Origin of the sequence: Pseudomonas sp. S04 (genome assembly GCF_009834545.1) — a bacterium.
Taxonomy (GTDB): domain Bacteria; phylum Pseudomonadota; class Gammaproteobacteria; order Pseudomonadales; family Pseudomonadaceae; genus Aquipseudomonas.
In genome coordinates, this window is record NZ_CP019427.1 from 5,851,169 (window position 1) to 5,873,193 (window position 22,025).

Below are 22,025 nucleotides of genomic sequence, written 5' to 3' on the forward strand. Positions count from 1 at the left end.
CTGGATTTTCCGGCCATGCAGAAAGAAACCGAAATCAAACTCCGCGTCAGCCGCGAAACCCTCGCCGCCCTGCGCGAGCACCCGTTACTGAAAAAACGCAACAAAAGTGGCTGGGAACGCCGTGAGTTGATGAACCAGTACTTCGACACGCCAGAGCGTGACCTGGCCCGTGCCAAGGTTGCCCTGCGCCTGCGCCGCGACGGCGAAGAAGTGATTCAGACCCTCAAGACCCGTGGCCAGAGCATCGCCGGCCTGTCCGAGCGTAACGAATACGACTGGAGCCTGGCCAAAGCCAAGCTCGACGTGAAAAAACTCGACGGCGAATGCTGGCCTGAAGAGCTGGCAGAACTGGACAAAAAAACCCTCAAGCCGATCTTCACCACCGACTTCGTCCGCGAGCGCGCCGAAATCGCCTGGGGTCGCGGCAAGGCCAAGGTGGTCATCGAAGCCGCCCTGGACCTCGGCCACGTGGTAGTCGGCAAGCAGAAAGAAGAAATCTGCGAACTGGAGCTGGAGCTGCGCGAAGGCGAGCCGGCTGCATTGCTGGAACTGGCCGCCGAACTGGCCGCGACCCTGGCGCTGATGCCGTGCGACATCAGCAAGGCTGAACGTGGCTATCGCCTGTTCGACGCCCACAGCTATTCGCTGAGCCTGCCGGCCCCGCAACTGAGCTTCGAACTGCCGCTGGACGACGCCTTCGCCGCGCTGGGCTGGTACCTGCTGGGTAGCAGCCAGCGCCTGGCCGAGCAGTATCGCTTCAATGGTCACTGGCGCTTGCTGCAAGACTGGGTCGAGAGCCTCGCCGAACTGCGCGCCCTGATCGGCAGCCTGGGCCAGGCCGCCCCGCGTCAGTCGACCCACGACCTGCGTGTGGCCCTGGATGCCTTGCTCGAAGACTGGCGTCCGCTGGTGCAGTTCGGCCAGGACGACGAAGACGTGCGCAAGGCCGCACCGGAACAGTTCCTCGAAGAACTCGAAGATCCGCGCTGGGGCCAGTTCTCGCTGAACGCCTCGCGCTGGCTGCTGGCCCGCACCTGGACTGCCGAGCGCAACACCCGCGGCAATCGCCAGGGCGCCGCGCAACTGGGTAACTGGTTGCCGCGCCTGCTGGGTGAAGAAGCCACTTCGCTGCAATTGCAACGCTACCAGCAACAACCCGAAGACCTCGCCGAGCAACTGCCGCGCATCGAGCGCATCCAGGCCTGGTTGCACCATGCCCGCGCAGTGCTGGACATCCCGGAAATGGATCGCCTGTACGGTGAACTGAACAAACTGGCGCAACTGGCCAACGAGCCAATCACCGACGAAGCGCTGGACGCACGCAAGCAGCAGGCGATCGCGGTGTATCAGAACCGTGCGTGGAAAATGCTGTTGCGCATGTAACACCGTCATCGCGAGCCGCCCGCTTGCGGCCGGCTCGCGATGAGGCCCGCACATTCACCAAAAATCTTTACCCCCGCAACACCGGCAAACTGGTCGTCGACTTGATCTGCGATAAGGCCACGATCGAGTTCACTTCCTGGATCCCCGGCACCATCGACAGCTTCTCGAAGAAGAAGCGCTCGTAGGCCTCAATGTCGGCGGTGACGATGCGCAGCAGGAAATCTACCGCGCCCATCAGCACATAACACTCCAGCACCTCGGGAAAACCGCGAATCGCCTCGGTGAATTCGGTGAAGTTGGAGCGCCCGTGAGCGTTGAGTTTGACCTCGGCGAAGATCTGCGTGTTGAGGCCAATCTTCTTGCGGTCAAGCAGCGTCACCTGCCCGCGAATCACCCCCTCCTCCTTCATCCGCTGGATCCTGCGCCAGCAAGGTGACTGCGATAAACCGACCTGCTCGGCAATCTGCGCGCTGGACAGCGAGGCGTCCTCTTGCAATAGCGCGAGGATGCGGCGGTCATAGACGTCCAGCTCACTGTGCATAAAAAAACCCTTGAATACGCCATTGATGAATTGCTTGATTCGATATCAAGCCTATATGCCCCATCATAGATAAGAAATACCCGGCTTCGAATGTAAAAATTCCTCCATTGATCTGGAGACCTACCATGCCCCCACTCGAAGCCGTCAGCACCACCTCTAGCCGCGCCGATGCCTGGCATGCCGGCAACGCCCACTGCTGCGTGCACTACCAGGTGCTCGCCGAAGCCGAACCCGACCTGTTGTGCCGGGCACTGAACCTGTTTGCCCTGCAGTTGCTACTGCCACAAGCCGTCCACATGACCCGCGAGAATGATTTGCTGTCCCTCGATATCGTGATCGACGGCCTGAGCTGGCACCGCGCCGAGGTGCTCGCAGAAAAACTACGTAACTTGATCAGCGTCTGCTCGGTCCAGTTGCAACCGGCTGATTCACAATGGCTTGCACCGGTACAGGCGGCAGGCTGAGGCTCGCGGTAAAACCTCGCAACGCTTGATCGGGCCAGGCTCGAACGGACGGCCCGCACGGGGACTAGGCTTGGCATTCAGAGCTGCCGACACAGCGATCGACAGCGCCGAGTGCAGGGTTATTGCCCAAGGAGTCCGGATGTCCGTTCAATTCGCCCCCCAGGATCGCTGGCTGGATTTCAATCAATTGCTGCGCGACCTGATCGCTCAAGGCGTGATCGGCCAGGCCGCAGCCGAACAGGCTCTGAGCGCACGCCGCAGCGCCGCCAACCATCAGTTGCACCCCTTGGAACTGCTCGCCGATCAACACCTGGCCGACTCCCTGCACGGCGGTCAACCGCTGGACCTCGAACGCTTGACCCAATGGCTGGCGCAGCAGGCCGGCCAGCCCTATGTGCGCATCGACCCGTTGAAAATCCATGTCGCGCGCATCACCCCGTTGATGTCCTATGCCTTTGCCCAACGCCACGCAATTCTGGCGCTGGCAATCGACCGCGAGGCTGTCACCGTGGCCAGCGCGCAGCCCTACGTGCGTAGTTGGGAAGCCGACCTGAGCCATGTCCTGCAACTGCCAATCAGGCGCGTGGTGGCCAATCCGCTGGAGATCCGGCGCTATTGTGTGGAGTTCTATCGCCTGGCCAAATCGGTCATCGGCGCCAGCCATGGGGATCAGCCTCCCACCCCGCAGGGCAACTTCGAACAACTGCTCAACCTCGGCGCCAGTAACCAGGAGCCCGACGCTAATGACGCGCACATCGTCAATATCGTCGACTGGTTGTTCCAGTACGCCTTCCAGCAACGCGCCAGCGATATCCACATCGAACCGCGGCGCGAACAAGGCACCGTGCGCTTTCGCATCGACGGCGTGCTGCACAACGTCTACCAGTTCCCGCCGCAGGTCACCCTGGCAATGGTCAGTCGCCTGAAAAACCTGGGACGGATGAACGTCGCCGAAAAACGCAAACCCCAGGACGGCCGGGTCAAGACCAGGGCGCCAGAAGGCGGTGAAGTGGAATTGCGCCTGTCGACGCTGCCCACCGCCTTCGGTGAAAAACTGGTGATGCGCATCTTCGACCCCCAGGTGCTGCTCCAGGACTTCGATCAACTGGGCTTTGGCGCCGACGACCTGCGCCGCTGGCAGGACATGACCCGCCAGCCCAATGGCATCATCCTGGTTACCGGACCCACCGGCTCGGGCAAGACCACCACGCTCTACACCACCCTCAAGCAACTCGCGACACCCGAGATCAACCTCTGCACCATCGAGGACCCGATCGAGATGCTCGAGCCGGCGTTCAATCAGATGCAGGTCCAGCACAACATTGACCTGAGTTTTGCCAGCGGCGTACGCGCCCTGATGCGCCAGGACCCGGACATCATCATGATCGGTGAAATCCGCGACCTGGAAACCGCCGAGATGGCCATCCAGGCGGCGCTCACTGGACACTTGGTGCTATCGACCCTGCACACCACCGATGCGCCAAGCGCCATCAGCCGTCTGCTGGAAGTGGGCATCGCGCCCTATCTGATCAAGGCCACCGTGCTCGGCGTCATGGCCCAGCGCCTGGTGCGCACCCTGTGCCCGCACTGCAAGGCACCGCTGGCCCTGGACGCCGACACCTGGCACAGCCTGAACCAACTCAGTCGCGTGCCTATGCCCCACCAGGCGTGCCACGCCGTCGGTTGCCTGGAGTGCCGCGACAGCGGCTATCGCGGCCGCGCCGGGGTCTACGAAATCATGCTACTGAGCGCTAGTCTCAAGGCCCTGATCGGCGCCGACAGCGACCTGCCGGCCATCCGCCGCCAGGCCGCCCGGGATGGCATGCGCAGCCTGCGCCTGGCAGGTGCGGAAAAGGTCGCGCAAGGCTTGACCACGGTCGAAGAAGTGTTGCGGGTCACGCCACAGGCTGAACCAAAGTAAAGCGTGTCCGCTGCAAGCTCGCGCCGCTACACTCAGGCCTGCACCTTCATTGATTGAATAGGGACTTTTCATGCAAACCGGTAGCGTACTTTTACTTTTCCTCGGCCTGGTGGTCGCCATTCTGTTCATGGGCTTCAAGGTGGTGCCCCAGGGGTACCAGTGGACCGTGGAGCGTTTTGGCCGCTACACCAACACCCTCAAGCCCGGCCTGAACATCATCATTCCGGTGATGGACCGCATCGGTCGCAAGATCAACGTGATGGAAAGCGTGCTGGATATTCCGCCGCAGGAAGTCATCACCGCCGACAACGCCACGGTACAGATCGACGCCGTATGCTTCTTCCAGGTGGTCAACACCGCGCAGGCGGCCTACGAGGTGAACAACCTCGAACACGCTATCCGCAACCTGCTGCAAACCAACATCCGCACCGTGCTCGGCTCGATGGAACTGGACGCCATGCTCAGCCAGCGCGACGGGATCAATGAAAAACTGCTGCGCACCGTGGATGAAGCCACCGCACCCTGGGGCATCAAGATCACCCGGATCGAGATCAAGGACATCAGCCCACCCGCCGACCTGATGGCGGCCATGTCCGGGCAGATGAAAGCCGAGCGGATCAAGCGTGCGCAAATCCTCGAGGCCGAAGGCCTGCGGGCTTCGGCGATTCTCACCGCCGAGGGCAAGAAGCAGGCGCAAATCCTCGAAGCCGAGGGTAGCCGGCAGGCGGCGTTCCTCGAGTCCGAGGCACGCGAACGACAAGCCGAAGCAGAAGCCCAGGCCACCAAGGTGGTGTCCGAGGCGATCGCCAATGGCAACGTGCAGGCGGTGAACTACTTCGTCGCGCAAAAATACATCGACGCCCTGGGCAAACTGGCCTCGGCCAACAACAGCAAAGTGATCCTGATGCCACTGGAGGCCAGCCAGGTGATCGGCGCGGTCGGCGGTATCGGCGAGATCGTCAAGGCCACGTTCGATTCCAAGAAAGCCTGAGGCACGAGCTATGTGGGCATTCCTGCAACACCTGTCGTTCTGGGACTGGCTGGCATTGGGCACCGTGCTGTTGATCCTCGAAGTGTTCGGCGCCGGGGGTTATCTGCTGTGGATCGGCCTGGCCGCTGCCGCCGTTGGGGTGCTGACTTTCGTCCTGCCCGGCCTGTCTTGGGAACTGCAACTGCTGTTGTTCGGCTTGCTGTCGATCCTCACCGCGCTGTACTGGTGGCATCGCCAGCGCAGCGCAGTACGCGAAAGCGACCAGCCGAACCTCAACCTGCGTGGCCAGGAGCTGATCGGCAGGGTCTTTGTGGTGCATCAGGCGATTGTCGACGGTCACGGCAAGGTCAAGATCGCTGACGGTGTCTGGATGGCCAGGGGGCCGGATACCCCGGTGGGGGCCAAGGTACGTGTAGTGGGCCTGGAAGGGGTGGTGATCCTGGTTGAACAGGTTGATTAGCGGTCACGGAACTCAGGTGAGGTTTTCCGATCCAAACCGCCAGTTAATCTGAACCCACTGGAGTCACCTTACATGCGTGTCAAACTGGCCGCCGCTACCCTTGCCCTGCTCTCCCTGTCTGCCGGGTCCGCTATGGCCGATACTTTCTGGCGCAATGTCATCTCCTCGGGGGCGACCACCGCTTCCACCTACCTGACCTCCAAGGACCACAAGATGGTGCTTGCCGCCCAGGACGACGCCGGGAGCTTCGTGGCCAGTGATGGCAACATTCGTGGCCCGTTCCTCGAGTCGGCGCTGCAAAAAGTCCGTGCCGACAACCCGGGCCTGCAGGCCACCGACATGGAATTGGCCAACGCGATCCTGGCCAGCAACACCCTCGCGCAACAGTAACTCGTTGTCGAAAGCAAAATGCCGCTCGTTCGAGCGGCATTTTTTTGCCTGGCAATCAGCCCTTATCGATACTCATCCAGCGGCACGCAGGCACAAAATAGATTGCGATCGCCGTAGACATTGTCCACCCGATTCACCGTCGGCCAGTACTTGTGCGCCCGGGTGTGGGCATCCGGGGTCACCGCCTGTTCAATGCTGTAGGGCCGCTCCCAGACCCCGGTAACGTCCGCCAGGGTATGGGGCGAGCGCTTCAGCGGGTTGTCGTCGGCCGGCCAGTTACCGTTCTGCACTTCGGTAATTTCCGCGCGGATACTCAACATCGCACCGATAAAACGGTCCAGCTCCGCCTTGGACTCACTTTCGGTGGGCTCGACCATCAAGGTCCCCGCCACCGGGAACGACATGGTCGGCGCATGGAAGCCGTAGTCCATAAGACGCTTGGCCACGTCCTCTTCACTGATCCCGGTCTGGGCCTTGAGCGGTCGCAGATCAAGGATACATTCGTGGGCCACCCGCCCGTTACGCCCACTGAACAGCACCGGGAAGGCGCCAGACAGGTGTTCGGCCAGGTAGTTGGCCGACAGGATCGCCACTTCGCTGGCATCGGCCAGTTGCGGGCCCATCATTGCAATGTACATCCAACTGATCGGCAGGATGCTTGCACTGCCCCAGGGCGCGGCGCTGACTGCAGTGTTCTTCGGGTCCGGCCCATCCAGCGGCACTACCGGGTGATTGGCCACGAACGGCGCCAAGTGCGCGCGCACGCCAATCGGTCCCATCCCCGGACCGCCGCCACCGTGGGGAATGCAGAAGGTCTTGTGCAGATTCATGTGGGACACATCGGCACCGATATCCGCCGGCCGCGCCAGCCCGACCTGCGCGTTGAGGTTGGCGCCGTCCATGTACACCTGACCGCCGTGGCTGTGGATAACTTCGCAGATCGCGCTGATGCCCTCCTCGTACACCCCATGGGTCGAGGGGTAGGTGGCCATCAGGCAGGCCAGCTTGTCAGCGGCCGCTGCGGCTTTGTTCTTCAAGTCGTCAAGGTCGACGTTGCCGGCAGCGTCACACTCGACGATCACCACCTGCATCCCGGCCATCTGCGCCGACGCCGGGTTGGTGCCATGGGCCGATGCCGGGATCAGGCAGATATCGCGCGCACCCTGCTGACGGCTTGCGTGATATTTGCGGATCGCCAACAACCCGGCATATTCGCCCTGAGCGCCGGAGTTGGGCTGCATGCAGATCGCATCGAAACCGGTGATCGCACACAACCAGCGCTCCAGCTCGTCGATCATCAACCCGTAGCCCGTCGCCTGCTCTTTCGGGGCAAAGGGGTGCAGGTTGGCGAAACCTGGCCAGGTAATGGGGATCATCTCGCTGGTGGCGTTGAGTTTCATGGTGCAGGAGCCCAGTGGGATCATCGACTGGTTAAGCGCCAGGTCCTTGTTCTCCAGTTGCTTGAGGTAGCGCAGCATCTCGGTTTCACTGTGGTGCGCGTTGAACACCGGGTGGCGCAAGTAACCACTGGTGCGCAGCAACCCTGCCGGGATGCCCGAGGCCAGCGCCTGCCCATCCAGTTCGGCCACCTGCAGTCCATGGTCGGCACCGAGGAACACGTCGAACAGCTTCGCCACCGTGCTTTCGTCGCAGCTTTCGTCGAGGCTCAGGCCGACCTGGCCGCGACCGAGAATCCGCAGGTTGATCTGCGCCGCCTTGGCCGATTCGATGATTGCCGTCTGGCTGCCGCCGACTTCCAGGGTCAGGGTGTCGAAAAACTGCTGGTTGAGCCGGGTAATGCCGTTGCGCTCAAGGCCGGCGGCGAGGATGCACGTCAGGCGGTGCACCCGTTGCGCAATGCGCTTGAGGCCCTGCGGGCCGTGGTAGACCGCATAGAAGCTGGCAATATTGGCCAGCAGCACCTGGGCGGTGCAGATGTTCGAATTGGCCTTCTCGCGGCGGATATGTTGCTCGCGGGTTTGCAGGGCCATGCGCAGGGCAACATTGCCCCGGGCGTCTTTCGAGACACCGATGATGCGCCCGGGAATCGCCCGCTTGTATTCGTCACGGCTGGCGAAAAACGCCGCATGCGGGCCGCCATAGCCCATGGGCACGCCAAAGCGCTGGGACGAACCGAACACCACGTCGGCGCCCATCTCACCGGGCGGGGTCAGCAACAACAGGCTCAACAGGTCGGCAGCCACGCAGGCCAGGGCCTGTTGGGCGTGCAGGTGGTCGATCAACGGCCGCAGGTCACGAATCTCGCCGTGGGTGTCGGGGTACTGCAGCAGCGCGCCAAACACCTGGTGCCGGGGCAAGTTATCCACAGCGTCGACGATCAGTTCGAAGCCAAACCCCTCGGCCCGGGTCTGCACCACGGAAATAGTCTGCGGATGGCAGTTTTCGTCGACGAAGAACAGATTGCTTTTCGACTTGGCCACACGCTTGGCCAAGGCCATGGCTTCCGCCGCCGCCGTGGCTTCATCGAGCAGCGAAGCGTTGGCCAGCTCCAGGCCTGTCAGGTCGATGGTCAATTGCTGGAAATTGAGCAGCGCCTCGAGCCGGCCCTGGGCGATTTCCGGCTGGTACGGGGTATAGGCCGTATACCAACCGGGGTTTTCCAGCACATTACGCAGGATCACGGCGGGCGTCAGGGTGCCGTGGTAGCCCATGCCGATCAGGCTGGTCCAGACCTCATTCTGTTCGGCATAACCGCGCAGCTTGGCCAGGGCGCTCTGCTCGTCCAGGGCCGGGGGCAGGTCCAGCGGTCGATTCAGGCGAATGCCCGGCGGTACCGTCTGCTCGATCAACTCGACCCGGCTGCCAAGCCCGAGACTGTCGAGCATGGCCTGCTGCTCGGCGGCGTCCGGCCCCAGGTGGCGGCGCAGGAAGGCATGGGGATCGCGTAACTGGCTCAAGCTGGGCAACTGGGACATGACGGGCTCTCTCTTGAATGGCGCTCAGCGTCTGTTCAACTCGGTTCTGGCAGCATAGCTGCCCTGCGCGCACGGTATGGTGTCTTCGGCCAATCGGAGCCATTCTGTGCAGCGCATCACCCACGTCCGCCACTCGGGTCCCCAGATCGCCATGAGCCAACAGCCTTTTCTGCCGTTTTCCAAACCCGTCATCGATGAAGCCACTATTGCCGCCGTAGGCGATGTCCTGCGCTCCGGCTGGATCACCAGCGGGCCCAAGGTCCAGGCCTTCGAAGCCCAGCTGTCCGAGTATTTCGGCGGACGGCCGGTGCGTACGTTCAACTCGGGCACCTGCACCATGGAGATCGCCTTGCGCATCGCCGGGATCGGCGCCGGTGATGAAGTGATCACTACACCCATCTCGTGGGTGGCCACGGCCAACGTGATTCTCGAAGTCGGCGCCACCCCGGTGTTCGCCGACATCGACCCGGTCACCCGCAACATCGACCTGGACCGGCTCGAAGCCGCCATCACCCCGCGCACCAAGGCAATAATCCCGGTGTACCTGGCCGGGTTGCCGCTGGACATGGAGCGCCTGTACGGCATTGCGCGCAAGCACGGCCTGCGCATCGTCGAGGATGCCGCCCAAGCGCTGGGCTCAAGCTGGAATGGGCAGCGCATCGGGGCGACGGGGGACTTCGTGTCGTTCAGTTTCCAGGCGAACAAGAACGTCACCTGCTCGGAGGGCGGCTGCCTGGTGCTGAACAACGCGCAAGAAGCGCGGCTGGCCGAGAAGTACCGTCTGCAAGGCGTGACCCGCAGCGGTTTTGATGGCCTGGACGTGGACGTGCTGGGTGGCAAGTTCAACATGACCGACGTCGCCGCCGCCATCGGCCTGGGCCAGTTTGCCGGGATCGAGGCGATCACCGCCCATCGCCGCATGCTGGCGCAACATTACTTCGCGTGTTTTGGCGGTGATTTCGAGGCCCGGTACGGTGCACAGCTACCGCCGGCCGATTTCACCCAGAGCAACTGGCACCTGTTCCAGCTGGTGCTGCCAGAACGTGCGGATGGCCAACCGGCACGGGCCACGTTCATGGAAAAGATGCAGGCACTGGGAGTTGGCGTCGGCTATCACTACCCGCCGATTCATCTGCTGAGTCTGTACCGCGAGCGCGGTTTCAAGGACGGGATGTTCCCGGTGGCCGAGCGGGTTGGCCGGCTGATCGTGTCGCTGCCGATGTTCACGAGCATGAGCACCGATGATGTCGAGCGGGTTGTCGCGGCGGTAAAAGCAGTTCTACAAAAATGACACTGTGGGTGCTTGCAGGCTGTGCATGCACCCCACAGGTTGGCGTGATTACTCGCCGATGGCCGCCTTGTAGCCAGCCGCGTCGAGCAATTTGTCGAGGTCGGCGCTGTTGCTTGGCTTGAGCTTGAAGATCCACGCACCGTACGGGTCGGAGTTGAGCAGCTCGGGGTTGGCGCTCAGTTCTTGGTTGATCGCGATCACTTCGCCGGCAACCGGGGAGTAGATGTCCGAGGCAGCCTTGACCGACTCCACCACGCCCGCCTGATCGCCAGCGCCGAACGCAGTGCCCACTTCGGTCAGCTCAACGAAGACCACGTCACCCAAGGCTTCCTGGGCATGATCGCTGATGCCCACGGTCACGCTGCCATCGGCTTCCAGACGGGCCCATTCGTGACTTTCGGCAAAACGCAGGTCGGCAGGGATATCGCTCATGTTCTGTGTCCTCAAGAAGAAATGTCAGCGGTATTGGTCCGCCGGAAATAGTTAGATCAAGGTTTTGCCATGACGCACGAAGGTCGGTTTTACCACCCGGACCGGGTACCACTTGCCACGGATTTCCACTTCGGCGCGGTCGGCGGTAGCCATCGGCACCCGCGCCAGGGCGATCGATTTGCTAAGCGTAGGAGAGAAACTACCACTGGTGATCTCTCCTTCGCCAACATCGGCGATACGAACCACCTGGTGCGCCCGTAAAACCCCACGTTCCTCGAGTACCAGGCCGACCAGTTTGTGCTGTACGCCGGCGGCAAGCTCGGCCTCCAACGCGGCCCGGCCGATGAACTGACGAGTGGCCGGTGCCCAGGCGATGCTCCAGGCCATGTTCGAGGCCAGTGGCGAAACATCCTGGTGGATGTCCTGGCCATAAAGGTTCATGCCCGCCTCAAGGCGCAAGGTGTCGCGCGCGCCGAGACCGATGGGCGAAATGCCGGCACCGACCAGATCGTTGAAAAAGCCCGGCGCCTGGCTGGCCGGCATGGCAATTTCCAGGCCGTCTTCGCCGGTATAGCCGGTACGGGCGATGAACCAGTCACCGTCGTACTGGCCTTCGAAGGGCTTGAGTTGCTGGATCAGTGCACCGCGCGCCTGCGTTACCAGCTCGGCAATTTTCTGCCGAGCGTGCGGGCCCTGGATGGCCAGCATCGCCAGTTCGCTGCGCTCGTGCAGTTGCACTTGATAGTCGCCGACTTGCGCCTGCATCCAGGCCAGGTCCTGGTCCCGAGTGGCAGCGTTCACTACCAGGCGGTAACAGTCTTCCAGGCGATAGACGATCATGTCGTCGACCACCCCGCCCCGCTCATTGAGCATGGTGCTGTACAGGGCACGGCCGCAGTTGTGCAGGCGTTCGACATCATTGGCCAGTAAATACTGGAGCCAGGCCTTTGCCTGGGGGCCGCTGACATCGATCACGGTCATGTGGGACACATCAAAAACCCCACAGTCGCGACGCACCTGATGGTGCTCCTCGACCTGCGAGCCGTAATGCAGTGGCATATCCCAACCGCCAAAATCGACCATCTTCGCGCCGAGGGCGAGATGAAGGTCATACAGAGGCGTACGCTGTCCCATGGGTTTCTCCTTCCGGGCGTGGCGAAGGTGCGGACAGGCGCTGGTTGGTTGAAAGCCTTGAAATAGAAGGCTTTCAGTCAATTTCAGGAACCTGGTCTGAAGGACGATCCACACCGAATGCCGCGCATTGTAGCCGCATGATGCAGGACTGGCACCTAACCGATTCGCTGAGCCGAACGCCGGATCAAGCCAATCACCGGTAACAGGCCCACCAGAATCAGGCTCAAGGCGGGCAACGAGGCCCGCGCCCATTCGCCTTCACTGGTCATTTCGAAAATCCGCACAGCCAGCGTGTCCCAGCCAAACGGGCGCATCAGCAAGGTCGCCGGCATTTCCTTGAGCACATCGACGAACACCAGCAGCGCTGCGCTCAGGGTGCCGGGCAGCAACAATGGCAGATACACTTTGAAAAACAGTCGTGGCCCACTCACCCCCAGGCTGCGGGCGGCTTCCGGCAATGAGGGGCGAATCCGCGCCAGGCTGTTTTCCAGCGGCCCGTAGGCCACCGCGATGAACCGCACCAGGTACGCCAGCAGCAAGGCCGAAAGACTGCCCAGCAGCAGCGGTTTACCGGCACCCCCCAGCCAGCTCGACAGGGGCACCACCAGTTCACGGTCCAGGTAACTGAACGCCAGCATGATCGACACCGCCAGCACCGAGCCGGGCAAGGCGTAGCCGATATTGGCCACGCTGATCCCGGAGCGGATCGCCCGGGTCGGTGCCAGGCGCCGGGCGAACGCCAGGAGCAGCGCGACGCTGACGGTGATCAGCGCGGCCATGGCGCCCAGGTACAGGGTGTGCAGGATCAGCCCGGCATACCGCTCGTCGAGATCGAAGCGCCCGCGCTGCCAGAACCACGCCAGCAGTTGCAGCAAGGGAATGACAAATGCGCAGGCGAACACCAGGACACACCAACTGCTGGCCGCCAGCGCCTTGAAGCCATGCAGGTGATAGAGCGCCTTGCCCCGTGGCCGCTCGTTGCTCGCTCGGCTGGCGCCCCGGGCACGGCGCTCGCCGTACAGCAACAGCATCACCACCAGCAGCAACAGGCTGGCCAGTTGGGCCGCGCTGGACAGGCTGAAGAAGCCATACCAGGTCTTGTAGATCGCAGTGGTGAAGGTATCGAAGTTGAACACCGAGACCGCGCCGAAGTCCGCCAGGGTCTCCATCAATGCCAAGGCCACACCGGCACCGATCGCCGGTCGCGCCATAGGCAGGGCCACTCGCCAGAAGGCTTGCCAGGGGGATTGGCCGAGCACCCGCGCCGCTTCCATCAAGCCCTTGCCCTGGGCCAGGAACGCCGTGCGGGCGAGCAGGTAGACGTAGGGATAGAACACCAGCACCAGCACCAGTATCACCCCGCCAGTGGAGCGCACCCGTGGCAGGCGCAGGCCACTGCCGAACCATTCACGCAGCAGGGTCTGTACCGGGCCGGAGAAGTCCAGCAAGCCGACAAATACGAAGGCCAGGACGTAGGCCGGAATGGCAAAGGGCAGCATCAATGCCCAGTCCAGCCAGCGCCGGCCGGGAAACTCGCAAAGGCTGGTGAGCCAGGCCAGACTGACGCCCAGCAGCGTGACGCCAACGCCAACCCCGAGGATCAGGGTCAAGGTGTTGCCCAGCAGACGCGGCATCTGGGTGTCCCACAGATGCGACCAGATCTGCAGGTCGACGCTCTGCCACGACAGCAGCAGTACGCTCAGCGGCAGCAGCACCAGGGCGGCGACAGTGAAAACCAGCGGATACCAGCGACGTTGTGCGGGATGGGCCAAGGGATGTCTCGAAAAAGGCGGGGCCGGGGGAGCGAAGGCTAACAGCTTTGTTTTGTGCAGAGGAGATTGCCCCCCATAGGTCCTGCACAAAACCAGTGGGAGCGAGCTTGCTCGCGATGGCGGTGTGTCATTCAACATCAATGTTGTCTGGCATACCGCCATCGCGAGCAGGCTCGCTCCTACAGATAGCTCGGGGGTGGCCCCCCTTGATAACTCAGTTCCAGCCGGCGCGGTCCATCAGGCGAATCGCTTCGGCCTGGCGCAGGCCAGCCACTTCGACCGGCAGGGTGTCCGGGATGAATTTGCCCCAGGCCTCGACTTCAGCCGACGGCTTGACGTTCGGGTTGGCCGGGAACTCCTGGTTGACGTCGGCGAAGATCTTCTGGGCTTCGGCAGTGGTCATCCACTCCACCAGGGCCTTGGCGGCTTCCGGGTGTGGCGCATGTTTGGTCAGGCCAATGCCCGACAGGTTGACGTGCACGCCACGGTCGGCCTGGTTTGGCCAGAACAGTTTGACCGGCAGTTCCGGCTTCTGCTTGTGCAGGCGGCCGTAGTAGTAGGTGTTGACGATGCCGACGTCGCACTGCCCGGCGGCGATGGCTTCGAGCACGGCGGTGTCATCGGAGAACACGTCAGTGGCGAGGTTGTTGACCCAGCCCTTGATGATTTCCTCGGTCTTGCCGGCGCCATGGGTTTCGATCAGGGTCGCGGTCAACGACTGGTTGTAGACCTTCTTCGCTGTGCGCAGGCACAGGCGACCTTCCCACTTCTTGTCGGCCAGGGCTTCGTAGGTAGTCATTTCCTCAGCCTTGACCCGCTCGGTGGAGTAGGCCAGCGTCCGTGCGCGCAGGCTCAGGCCAGTCCAGGCGTGGGACGCGGCGCGGTATTGCAGGGGAATGTTGGTATCGATCACCTTCGAGGTGAACGGCTGCAGGATGCCCATCTGCTCGGCCTGCCAAAGGTTGCCGGCGTCGACGGTCAGCAGCAGGTCGGCGGTGGCGTTTTCACCTTCGGCCTTGATGCGCTGCATCAGCGGCGCTTCCTTGTCGGTGATGAACTTCACTTTGACACCGGTTTTCTCGGTGTAGGCATCGAAGACCGGCTTGATCAGCTCATCGATACGCGAGGAGTAGACCACAACTTCGTCGGCGGCCTGCGCCGTGGTGCCAATCAGGGTCAGGGCGATGGCTGTCAGTAGACGCTTCGGTGCCAACATGGGAGCGGTCTCTCGATATCAGAAATGAGGCCAAATGATAAGGAGTCACATTTGCCATCTCAACCGATCCCTCTGTGGAGGAGTTACCAGATGTTGCATGGCCTCGCAGAGGCCCGCCCCAACCGCCCCCTCAAGCCTTGGCCAGCTCCGGCAGATCACCGCTCAAGCCCAGCGCCTGGCGCACGAACAGCGCCTTGGCCTCGGGCATCTGGTCGACCAGCTTCAAGCCGGTATTGCGCAACCAGCGCACGGGCAAGGGATCGGCCTGGAACAAGCGCTCGAAGCCTTCCATCGCCGCCATTAACGCCAGGTTGTGGGGCATGCGCCGGCGTTCGTAGCGGCTCAGCACCTTCACATCCGCCAACCGTTCGCCCCGTGCCGCTGCTTGTAACAGCACTTCGGCCAGCACTGCGGCATCGAGGAAACCGAGGTTGACACCTTGCCCGGCCAGCGGGTGAATGGTGTGCGCGGCGTCACCGATCAGCGCCAGGCCTTCGGCCACATAACGCTTGGCGTGGCGCTGGCGCAGGGGCACACAGAGGCGCGGGTCGGCACTCAGCACCTGGCCCAGGCGCCCTTCGAAAGCGCGCGTAAGCTCTGCACAGAAAGCCTGCTCGTCCAGCCCCATCAGGCGCTCGGCTTCGCTGGGGGTGGTCGACCAGACGATCGAGCACCAATCCTGCTGGCCGTCGCGCGCAAGGGGCAGGAAGGCCAGCGGGCCGTAATCGGTAAAACGCTGCCAGGCCGTCATCTGGTGTGGCCGGGAGCTGCGCACACTGGTGACGATGGCGTGGTGCAGATAATCCCATTCCCGGGTCGCCACCCCGGTCAAGCGTCGCACGGCCGAGTTGGCGCCATCGGCGGCGATCACCAAGGGCGCGCGCAAGGTCCGGCCATCGGCCAGGGTCAGCAGCCAATCGTCGCCGGAGCGCCGCATCTGCTCCAGGCGCGCATTGGCCAGCAGGCCCAGGTCGCAGTCGTGCAGGCGGTCGAGCAACGCATCCTGCACCACGCGGTTCTCGACGATATGTCCCAGGACTTCGGCGTGCACGCTGGCAGCAGAAAAGTGAATCTGCCCGGTGCCGCTGCCGTCCCACACCTGCATGTCGCAGTAGGGACTGCTACGGCGTCGCAGCACACCGTCCCACACTCCCAGGCGCTCGAGAATGCGCTGGCTGGCGGCCGACAAGGCACTGACTCGTGGCTCGAAGGCCGATTGCCCATCGAAGGGTTTGACACTCATCGGGCTGCCGTCGAGCAGCAGGACTTCCAGGCCACTGCTCTGGAGGGCCAGTGCCAAGGCACTGCCGACCATCCCGGCCCCGACAATCAGCAGATCTGCGCGCATTTCCATGCTTTAAGCCTGTCTCGCTTGCGGCTTGAGCCGCACGTAAAGGGTTTTTTCGACCCGGGCTACCAAGGTGCCAGCGCCGTCGTGAATGTCATCGCTGATAGGGCGCACCCGCACGCCCGCGCCGAGGTACGGCGGGTAGAAACCCATGAACCAACGCAGCAACCGCGCCTTGCCCAGCCGCCGGGTCAGCCACTTAACCATCGGCCCGGGTTCCCAACCCCATGGCCTGGCGAGCGAACCAGCGCTTGGCCGGCGGTAACAGATCGAGCCCCAGCAGGCCGAGGTTGCGGCCCAGGGACACCAGTGGCTGGGTGCTGCCAAACAAGCGGGTGACCTGGTCGGAGAAACCCACGGTGAGGTTCTGGTCCAGGCGCTGGCGCTCGCGATAGGCCTGCAAGGTGGCGAAGTCGCCCGCCGGCTGGTCACTGCCAAGCAGGGCTTCGGCCAGGGCCTGGGCGTCGCGCAGCGACAGGTTGAAGCCCTGCCCGGCTATCGGATGCAGGCTATGGGCGGCATTCCCGAGCACCGCCAGGTGCGGGCGCACCTGCTCCTCGGCCTCGATCAGCGACAACGGATACAGATGCCGCGCGCCCACTTGTTTGAGCGTCCCCAGGCGATAGCCGAACACGCCCTGCAATTCACTGAGGAAACTGCGTTCATCCAGCTGCGCCAGGCGTTGTGCGTCCATGCCCAGGCGGGTCCAGACCAGCGCACAGCGATTTTCCGGCAGCGGCAACAGGGCCATCGGGCCGTCATCGGTGAACCGTTCGAACGCCATGCCGTTGTGGGCTTCGCTGGGCGTGATGTTGGCGATCAGCGCGCTCTGGTTATAGGGACGCGTCTTGACGCCAATCCCCAACTGCTCGCGCAACCCCGAGCGGCCGCCGTCGGCCAGCACCGCTAGGTCGCAATCCAGGCTGGTTTCATCGTTGAGGGTCAGGCGGTAGCCATCCACCAAGGGTTCCATGCGCGTGACTTCGGCCGGGCAACGCCAGGTGATCACGTCCTTGTCCAGGCCCTGCCACAGGCATTGGCCGAGCCAGGCGTTTTCCACCACGTAACCGAGCGCCGGAACGCCTTCTTCCATGGCGGACAGGCGGGCGGTGGAAAACCGTCCACGGTCGGAGACGTGAATCTGCTTGATTGGCTCGGCCCGGCGGGAGATCTCCTGCCACAGGCCCAGACGCTGGTAGATCTGCCGGGCACCGAAGGACAACGCCGAGGAACGTGCGTCGTAGCTGGGCTGGTAGCTGTCGCCGGGGGCGAAGGGTTCGATCAGCACGATCTTCCAGCCACGGGCCTTGGCCCCGGCCTGCAGCGCCAACGCCAGGCTGGCGCCCACCAGCCCGCCACCGATGATCGCCAGGTTGACCCGGCTCATGCCGCTTGGCCCCGTGCCGCGGCCATCAGGGCCTCGATCTCGGCGACTGTCTTGGGTACGCCACGGGTCAGGATTTCACAGCCTTGCTTGGTTACCACCACGTCATCCTCGATGCGCACGCCAATGCCGCGCCATTTCTTCGCCACCTGCAGATTGTCCGGAGCAATGTAGATGCCCGGCTCGACGGTCAAGGCCATGCCGACTTCCAGCACCCGCCATTCACCGCCCACCTTGTACTCACCCACGTCGTGCACATCCATGCCCAGCCAATGGCCGGCGCGGTGCATGTAGAACGCCTTGTAGGCTTCGCTGGCGATCAGTTCGTCAACGTCGCCCTGCAACAGGCCCAGGTGCACCAGCCCGGCGGTAATCACCTGGACCGTCGCCTCGTGGGCCTGGTTCCAGTGCTTGTTCGGCGCGATCTGGGCAAAGGCCGCTTCCTGGGAAGCCAGCACCAGTTCGTAGATCGCCTTCTGCTCCGCGGTGAACGTGCCGTTGACCGGCCAGGTGCGGGTGATATCGCTGGCATAGCAGTCGATTTCACACCCGGCGTCGATCAATACCAGGTCACCGTCCTTGAGCACCGCGTCGTTCTGCTGGTAATGCAGGATGCAACTGTTGCGCCCGGCAGCGACGATCGAGCCGTAGGCCGGCATTTTCGCCCCACCCTTGCGGAACTCGTAATCCAGCTCTGCTTCCAGGCTGAACTCATGCAGCCCGGCACGGCTGGCCTGCATTGCACGAACATGGGCCTGGGCGGAAATCCGCGCCGCCTCGCGCATCACCTTCACTTCTGCCGCCGATTTATACAGGCGCATGTCGTGCAGCAGATGATCCAGGGCAACAAATTCGTTCGGCGGCTGCGCACCCAGGTGCGCCTTGGAGCGGATCACGTTGATCCAGTCCATCAAATGTCGATCGAATTCCGGATTGCTGCCCATGGCCGAGTAAACCCGGTCGCGGCCTTCGATCAGGCCCGGCAGGATGTCGTCGATGTCGGTGATCGGAAAGGCGTCGTCGGCCCCGAAGTCGCGAATTGCGCCCTCCTGGCCGGCGCGCAGGCCATCCCACAACTCGCGTTCGACGTTGCGTTCACGGCAAAACAGCAGGTATTCGCCGTGCTCGCGGCCAGGCATCAAGACGATGACGGCTTGAGGCTCGGGGAAACCACTGAGGTACTGGAAGTCGCTGTCCTGGCGATACACGTGCTCGACGTCACGGTTGCGGATCGCCACGGCGGCGGCCGGCAGGATTGCGATGCTGTTGGGTTCCATCTGCGCCATCAGCGCCTTGCGCCGGCGCGCGTATTCCGACTTCGGGATATGGATCATGGGCAGATGGGGATCCTTTCTTAGTGCAGCGACGGCTTGGGTGCAGCCGGTACAACCGGTTTTTTGGTCTCGGCGAACAGCAGCAGCGGCGCAACGCGCAGGTATTCCATCACTTCCATATAGTCGCTTTCACCGTCTTCGGACTCTTCCAGGGCGTCTTGCACCTGGGAGATGGCAGCGAGGTCTTGCAGCACTTCACGGGCATCGGTGCTCAGATCCAGGCCGGAGGCATTGACGCCGAAGCCGTGGAGGAAGCCCTGGCACCATTGGCCCAGCGCGGCAGCACGCTCGGTAAGCGGCGCGTCGTCGGTCGGCAGCAGCAGGACTACCGTGACTTCGTCGCCCGTCAACTCGCCCTTGACCATTTCCTGCAGGCCGATCAGCGCGTTGCGTACGTTGTCCGCAGGCTCGGTTTCCAGCAGTTCGGCGACATCCGCCAGCCAGTTGTCGGCATCAAAGCCGACACCGGTGCAACTGCGGCCCAGCAGCACGCCGTGAAGCTCGGCAGGAGAGCAAGGATGGCCGCTGGTGCTCAGCAGGGTGGCAAAGGCGTTATACGGGGAATTCTGATTGGTCATGGGCAGCTAGGCGCCAAGCGGCGCTATGTCTAGAATGAAGGCCTTGTATCCTACATCGACAGACTCGCCAAGACTATTAAAGGCTGTCCGCCAGTTACCGCCCATCAGACAAAAACCGTGGAACGCTATGGAAGACACCGACCTGCAAGCGCTGATGGCCAGACTCGAACTGCTAATTACCCGGGTCGAGCAACTTAAGGGCCAAAACGGACTCTTATTAGCTCAGGAAAAGACCTGGCGCGAGGAACGCGCGCACCTCATTGAAAAAAATGAAATCGCCCGGCGTAAGGTCGAATCGATGATTTCGCGCCTCAAGGCCCTGGAGCAAGACTCATGAGTTCAAGCAATAGCGTTACCGTGCAGATTCTCGACAAAGAGTATTCGATCATCTGCCCACAGGAAGAGCGCAGCAACCTGGTGAGCGCTGCCCGTTACCTGGACGGCAAGATGCGCGAAATCCGCAGCAGCGGCAAAGTCATCGGCGCCGACCGCATCGCCGTGATGGCCGCCTTGAACATCACCCACGACCTGCTGCACAGCCAGGAACGACCGGACGTGCAGGCCAGCGGCTCGACTCGCGAGCAAGTGCGCGACCTGCTCGATCGTGTGGACTTGGTGCTGGCCACCGATCCGGATGTCAGCAAAGGCTGATTCCTCGGGGTGGTTGCGGTATACTCGCGCCACTCCCTGGGGTGCTTGCCAGTTGACGATGTCCCTGAGCCGATTCGCACTACCCTGGAGGTTGCACGTTGGGCTGGTGTGCATGTCCGCTAGACGGAAAGCCTGAAAGCCTACTGCATCTTCCACCTTGAACTTTCGGGTTCAAGGGCTAAGTCAGCAGCGGTTCATCCGGGGAGCCTGATTCAAGCCGATGCCAGCCCATGCTGGCATCGGCTTTATTACGCGACCACCGTGCTGGTGCCCTCGCCACTCGAACAGCCCATGACGATGACCGAACCTGCGCCGCTTTCCCGCCCGCAACTTCGACGCAAGCTGCGCCAGGCCCGCCGCGCACTGAGCGCCAGCCAGCAACGCCAAGCCGCCCACGGGCTGTATCGGCAACTGGCCCAACACGCGCTGTTCCGCCGCGCCAGACACATCTCCCTGTACCTGCCCACCGACGGTGAAATCGATCCGCGCCTGCTGCTGCGTGCGGCACAGCGCCGGGGCAAGGCGACCTACCTGCCGGTGCTCAGCGCCTGGCCACGCACCAAGATGGTGTTCCAGCGCATTCGCCCGGGCGAAAAACTGCGGCCCAATCGTTTCCGCATTCTCGAACCACGGGCCAACCAGGCCCGCCAGCGCAAGGTCTGGACCTTGGACCTGGTGCTGCTGCCATTGGTCGGCTTTGATCAGGAAGGTGGACGCCTGGGCATGGGCGGTGGGTTTTATGACCGCAGCCTGGCTTACCTGGCACGCCGCCAGAGCTGGCGCAAGCCAACGCTGCTGGGCCTGGCCCATGAATGTCAGAAGGTCGCGAAGCTGGATCAGGCGAGCTGGGATGTGCCGTTGCAAGGAACGGTGACTGATCGCCAGTGGTATGTCGCGGGTCCGCTGGCAGCGAACCCTGTTGCGTGAAGATCAGCGCTTGAAGGGTTGAATCTGTTGCGCGAGCTCGAGCGGAGCATCGGTTTTGTTCGCCCACAGGCTCTGCGCGTAGCCGGTAGTCACCACACCCAAACCGAACACTATGACCAGAACCCAGAGTAAATCCGGTTTGCGTTTCATCGATTGCCCCCCTCAAGGCATTTCACACACGATGTCAGCAGCGGTGTCCGTTACAGGCCGTGCTTGCCGCGTCTTGCTTAAAAGTCCGGCATTTTGCGGTAACGTGAGGCGACACGCAAACGCTGGCGTCAACCGACCGTCGGTTTGTCATGTATTTGCCGGAACCCTTTTCCGCCCCCCTCTCCTGGAGCAAAAAAGATGGCCTATTGGCTGATGAAATCCGAGCCCGACGAGCTCTCGATCAAGGGCCTGGAAAAGCTCGGGCAAGCCCGCTGGGATGGGGTTCGCAACTATCAGGCCCGCAACTTCCTGCGGGCCATGGCGGTGGGTGACGAGTTCTTCTTCTATCACTCCAGTTGCCCGGAGCCGGGAATTGCCGGGATCGGCAAGATCGTCGAAGCCGCCTACCCGGACCCGACGGCCCTCGACCCGCAAAGCCACTACCACGACCCCAAGGCCAACGCCGAAAAAAATCCCTGGAGCGCGATTGATGTCGCGCACGTGGACACCTTCGCCAAGGTGCTCAAGCTCGATTACCTCAAGCAGCAAGCAGCATTGGCAGAGATGCCCCTGGTGCAAAAAGGCAGCCGGCTGTCGGTGATGCCGGTCACGGCCGAGCAATGGGCGGCGGTGCTCGCCTTGCGCTGAACAGCAGAACCCGGCGGTCACGCCCGCAGCGGATGCATAAGCCCCCAGTAAGGGTTAGGCTCGCCTTTCATTTG

The 22,025-nt window shown here is 62.7% G+C and carries 23 protein-coding genes and 1 other RNA gene; 12 read left to right on the forward strand and 12 right to left on the reverse strand.

Going from position 1 to position 22,025, the window contains the following annotated elements; genetic code table 11:
• The first annotated feature begins 15 nt into the window (after positions 1-15).
• Positions 16-1,383, forward strand: coding sequence for a CYTH domain-containing protein (locus PspS04_RS26285; protein WP_095164705.1), 1,368 nt, complete (start codon positions 16-18; stop codon positions 1,381-1,383).
• 67 nt (positions 1,384-1,450) lie between these two features.
• Here the strand turns inward: PspS04_RS26285 and PspS04_RS26290 are convergent, their stop codons facing one another.
• Entirely contained in the window at positions 1,451-1,924 is a 474-nt protein-coding gene (locus tag PspS04_RS26290) for an Lrp/AsnC family transcriptional regulator (RefSeq protein WP_095164706.1), read from the reverse strand.
• Between the two features lie 125 nt (positions 1,925-2,049).
• On the opposite strand from PspS04_RS26290, the gene PspS04_RS26295 reads away from it, so the two are divergent.
• The 5 genes from PspS04_RS26295 (at position 2,050) to PspS04_RS26315 (ending at position 6,150) form a co-directional block, all read left to right on the forward strand.
• On the forward strand, positions 2,050-2,388 hold the full coding sequence (locus PspS04_RS26295) for a hypothetical protein (RefSeq protein WP_159998495.1): 339 nt from the start codon (positions 2,050-2,052) through the stop codon (positions 2,386-2,388).
• 139 nt (positions 2,389-2,527) lie between these two features.
• Positions 2,528-4,309, forward strand: a complete 1,782-nt coding sequence (locus PspS04_RS26300) for a GspE/PulE family protein (protein ID WP_159998497.1) — start codon at positions 2,528-2,530, stop codon at positions 4,307-4,309.
• A 70-nt stretch (positions 4,310-4,379) separates the two neighbouring features.
• The gene (locus PspS04_RS26305; protein WP_159998499.1) at positions 4,380-5,300 is read left to right on the forward strand and encodes an SPFH domain-containing protein; all 921 of its coding nucleotides are present in this window, start codon (positions 4,380-4,382) and stop codon (positions 5,298-5,300) included.
• A 10-nt stretch (positions 5,301-5,310) separates the two neighbouring features.
• Positions 5,311-5,760, forward strand: coding sequence for an NfeD family protein (locus PspS04_RS26310; RefSeq protein WP_159998501.1), 450 nt, complete (start codon positions 5,311-5,313; stop codon positions 5,758-5,760).
• Between the two features lie 72 nt (positions 5,761-5,832).
• Complete coding sequence (locus tag PspS04_RS26315) at positions 5,833-6,150, forward strand: DUF2388 domain-containing protein (protein ID WP_159998503.1); 318 nt, start codon at positions 5,833-5,835, stop codon at positions 6,148-6,150.
• Between the two features lie 62 nt (positions 6,151-6,212).
• Here the strand turns inward: PspS04_RS26315 and gcvP are convergent, their stop codons facing one another.
• The gene (gene gcvP, locus PspS04_RS26320) at positions 6,213-9,086 is read right to left on the reverse strand and encodes an aminomethyl-transferring glycine dehydrogenase (protein ID WP_159998505.1); all 2,874 of its coding nucleotides are present in this window, start codon (positions 9,084-9,086) and stop codon (positions 6,213-6,215) included.
• A 151-nt stretch (positions 9,087-9,237) separates the two neighbouring features.
• Between gcvP and PspS04_RS26325 the strand changes: the two genes are divergently transcribed.
• Positions 9,238-10,377 (forward strand): DegT/DnrJ/EryC1/StrS family aminotransferase, encoded by a 1,140-nt coding sequence (locus PspS04_RS26325; RefSeq protein ID WP_159998930.1) that lies wholly within the window; start codon positions 9,238-9,240, stop codon positions 10,375-10,377.
• Positions 10,378-10,425: 48 nt separating this feature from the next.
• Here PspS04_RS26325 and gcvH read toward each other — a convergent pair whose 3' ends face one another.
• The 9 genes from gcvH to PspS04_RS26370 form a co-directional block, all read right to left on the reverse strand.
• Positions 10,426-10,809, reverse strand: coding sequence for a glycine cleavage system protein GcvH (gene gcvH, locus PspS04_RS26330; protein WP_159998507.1), 384 nt, complete (start codon positions 10,807-10,809; stop codon positions 10,426-10,428).
• Between the two features lie 51 nt (positions 10,810-10,860).
• Positions 10,861-11,943, reverse strand: coding sequence for a glycine cleavage system aminomethyltransferase GcvT (gcvT, locus tag PspS04_RS26335; protein ID WP_159998509.1), 1,083 nt, complete (start codon positions 11,941-11,943; stop codon positions 10,861-10,863).
• Between the two features lie 155 nt (positions 11,944-12,098).
• A complete protein-coding gene (locus PspS04_RS26340) occupies positions 12,099-13,715 on the reverse strand; it encodes an ABC transporter permease (protein WP_095164720.1) in 1,617 nt (538 codons plus the stop codon).
• A 214-nt stretch (positions 13,716-13,929) separates the two neighbouring features.
• Positions 13,930-14,931 carry an extracellular solute-binding protein gene (locus PspS04_RS26345; protein ID WP_159998511.1) on the reverse strand — a complete coding sequence of 334 codons (1,002 nt, stop codon included), beginning with the start codon at positions 14,929-14,931 and terminating at the stop codon, positions 13,930-13,932.
• 130 nt (positions 14,932-15,061) lie between these two features.
• Positions 15,062-16,279 (reverse strand): 2-octaprenyl-3-methyl-6-methoxy-1,4-benzoquinol hydroxylase, encoded by a 1,218-nt coding sequence (locus tag PspS04_RS26350; RefSeq protein ID WP_174244643.1) that lies wholly within the window; start codon positions 16,277-16,279, stop codon positions 15,062-15,064.
• A gap of 9 nt (positions 16,280-16,288) precedes the next feature.
• The gene (locus PspS04_RS26355; protein WP_095164725.1) at positions 16,289-16,486 is read right to left on the reverse strand and encodes a hypothetical protein; all 198 of its coding nucleotides are present in this window, start codon (positions 16,484-16,486) and stop codon (positions 16,289-16,291) included.
• Positions 16,479-17,666, reverse strand: coding sequence for a 2-octaprenyl-6-methoxyphenyl hydroxylase (ubiH, locus tag PspS04_RS26360; RefSeq protein ID WP_095164727.1), 1,188 nt, complete (start codon positions 17,664-17,666; stop codon positions 16,479-16,481). Before ubiH ends, PspS04_RS26355 begins: the two co-directional genes overlap by 8 nt.
• Positions 17,663-18,997 (reverse strand): Xaa-Pro aminopeptidase, encoded by a 1,335-nt coding sequence (pepP, locus tag PspS04_RS26365; protein ID WP_095164729.1) that lies wholly within the window; start codon positions 18,995-18,997, stop codon positions 17,663-17,665. Before pepP ends, ubiH begins: the two co-directional genes overlap by 4 nt.
• Before the next feature lie 20 nt (positions 18,998-19,017).
• Positions 19,018-19,575: a YecA/YgfB family protein gene (locus tag PspS04_RS26370; RefSeq protein WP_159998515.1), complete on the reverse strand. Its 558-nt coding sequence runs from the start codon at positions 19,573-19,575 to the stop codon at positions 19,018-19,020.
• Positions 19,576-19,702: 127 nt separating this feature from the next.
• Between PspS04_RS26370 and PspS04_RS26375 the strand changes: the two genes are divergently transcribed.
• From PspS04_RS26375 to PspS04_RS26390, 4 genes are all read left to right on the forward strand, one after another.
• Positions 19,703-19,912 carry a TIGR02449 family protein gene (locus PspS04_RS26375; protein WP_058413757.1) on the forward strand — a complete coding sequence of 70 codons (210 nt, stop codon included), beginning with the start codon at positions 19,703-19,705 and terminating at the stop codon, positions 19,910-19,912.
• The gene (locus PspS04_RS26380) at positions 19,909-20,226 is read left to right on the forward strand and encodes a cell division protein ZapA (protein ID WP_095164733.1); all 318 of its coding nucleotides are present in this window, start codon (positions 19,909-19,911) and stop codon (positions 20,224-20,226) included. Before PspS04_RS26375 ends, PspS04_RS26380 begins: the two co-directional genes overlap by 4 nt.
• Before the next feature lie 30 nt (positions 20,227-20,256).
• A non-coding RNA gene (ssrS, locus tag PspS04_RS26385) (6S RNA) lies at positions 20,257-20,435 on the forward strand.
• 88 nt (positions 20,436-20,523) lie between these two features.
• Complete coding sequence (locus PspS04_RS26390) at positions 20,524-21,153, forward strand: 5-formyltetrahydrofolate cyclo-ligase (RefSeq protein ID WP_095165195.1); 630 nt, start codon at positions 20,524-20,526, stop codon at positions 21,151-21,153.
• 3 nt (positions 21,154-21,156) lie between these two features.
• Here the strand turns inward: PspS04_RS26390 and PspS04_RS27550 are convergent, their stop codons facing one another.
• A complete protein-coding gene (locus tag PspS04_RS27550) occupies positions 21,157-21,303 on the reverse strand; it encodes a hypothetical protein (RefSeq protein WP_174244601.1) in 147 nt (48 codons plus the stop codon).
• A gap of 198 nt (positions 21,304-21,501) precedes the next feature.
• Between PspS04_RS27550 and PspS04_RS26395 the strand changes: the two genes are divergently transcribed.
• A complete protein-coding gene (locus PspS04_RS26395) occupies positions 21,502-21,951 on the forward strand; it encodes an EVE domain-containing protein (RefSeq protein WP_095164737.1) in 450 nt (149 codons plus the stop codon).
• Positions 21,952-22,025: the final 74 nt, after the last annotated feature.

Excerpts from the sequence above, each read along its gene's own strand:
- PspS04_RS26285 (WP_095164705.1), top strand. The coding sequence starts at position 16 with ATGCAGAAAGAAACCGAAATCAAACTCCGCGTCAGCCGCGAAACCCTC.
- PspS04_RS26290 (WP_095164706.1), bottom strand. The coding sequence starts at position 1,924 with ATGCACAGTGAGCTGGACGTCTATGACCGCCGCATCCTCGCGCTATTG.
- PspS04_RS26295 (WP_159998495.1), top strand. The coding sequence starts at position 2,050 with ATGCCCCCACTCGAAGCCGTCAGCACCACCTCTAGCCGCGCCGATGCC.
- PspS04_RS26300 (WP_159998497.1), top strand. The coding sequence starts at position 2,528 with ATGTCCGTTCAATTCGCCCCCCAGGATCGCTGGCTGGATTTCAATCAA.
- PspS04_RS26305 (WP_159998499.1), top strand. The coding sequence starts at position 4,380 with ATGCAAACCGGTAGCGTACTTTTACTTTTCCTCGGCCTGGTGGTCGCC.
- PspS04_RS26310 (WP_159998501.1), top strand. The coding sequence starts at position 5,311 with ATGTGGGCATTCCTGCAACACCTGTCGTTCTGGGACTGGCTGGCATTG.
- PspS04_RS26315 (WP_159998503.1), top strand. The coding sequence starts at position 5,833 with ATGCGTGTCAAACTGGCCGCCGCTACCCTTGCCCTGCTCTCCCTGTCT.
- gcvP (WP_159998505.1), bottom strand. The coding sequence starts at position 9,086 with ATGTCCCAGTTGCCCAGCTTGAGCCAGTTACGCGATCCCCATGCCTTC.
- PspS04_RS26325 (WP_159998930.1), top strand. The coding sequence starts at position 9,238 with ATGAGCCAACAGCCTTTTCTGCCGTTTTCCAAACCCGTCATCGATGAA.
- gcvH (WP_159998507.1), bottom strand. The coding sequence starts at position 10,809 with ATGAGCGATATCCCTGCCGACCTGCGTTTTGCCGAAAGTCACGAATGG.
- gcvT (WP_159998509.1), bottom strand. The coding sequence starts at position 11,943 with ATGGGACAGCGTACGCCTCTGTATGACCTTCATCTCGCCCTCGGCGCG.
- PspS04_RS26345 (WP_159998511.1), bottom strand. The coding sequence starts at position 14,931 with ATGTTGGCACCGAAGCGTCTACTGACAGCCATCGCCCTGACCCTGATT.
- PspS04_RS26350 (WP_174244643.1), bottom strand. The coding sequence starts at position 16,279 with ATGCGCGCAGATCTGCTGATTGTCGGGGCCGGGATGGTCGGCAGTGCC.
- PspS04_RS26355 (WP_095164725.1), bottom strand. The coding sequence starts at position 16,486 with ATGGTTAAGTGGCTGACCCGGCGGCTGGGCAAGGCGCGGTTGCTGCGT.
- ubiH (WP_095164727.1), bottom strand. The coding sequence starts at position 17,666 with ATGAGCCGGGTCAACCTGGCGATCATCGGTGGCGGGCTGGTGGGCGCC.
- pepP (WP_095164729.1), bottom strand. The coding sequence starts at position 18,997 with ATGATCCATATCCCGAAGTCGGAATACGCGCGCCGGCGCAAGGCGCTG.
- PspS04_RS26370 (WP_159998515.1), bottom strand. The coding sequence starts at position 19,575 with ATGACCAATCAGAATTCCCCGTATAACGCCTTTGCCACCCTGCTGAGC.
- PspS04_RS26375 (WP_058413757.1), top strand. The coding sequence starts at position 19,703 with ATGGAAGACACCGACCTGCAAGCGCTGATGGCCAGACTCGAACTGCTA.
- PspS04_RS26380 (WP_095164733.1), top strand. The coding sequence starts at position 19,909 with ATGAGTTCAAGCAATAGCGTTACCGTGCAGATTCTCGACAAAGAGTAT.
- PspS04_RS26390 (WP_095165195.1), top strand. The coding sequence starts at position 20,524 with ATGACCGAACCTGCGCCGCTTTCCCGCCCGCAACTTCGACGCAAGCTG.
- PspS04_RS27550 (WP_174244601.1), bottom strand. The coding sequence starts at position 21,303 with ATGAAACGCAAACCGGATTTACTCTGGGTTCTGGTCATAGTGTTCGGT.
- PspS04_RS26395 (WP_095164737.1), top strand. The coding sequence starts at position 21,502 with ATGGCCTATTGGCTGATGAAATCCGAGCCCGACGAGCTCTCGATCAAG.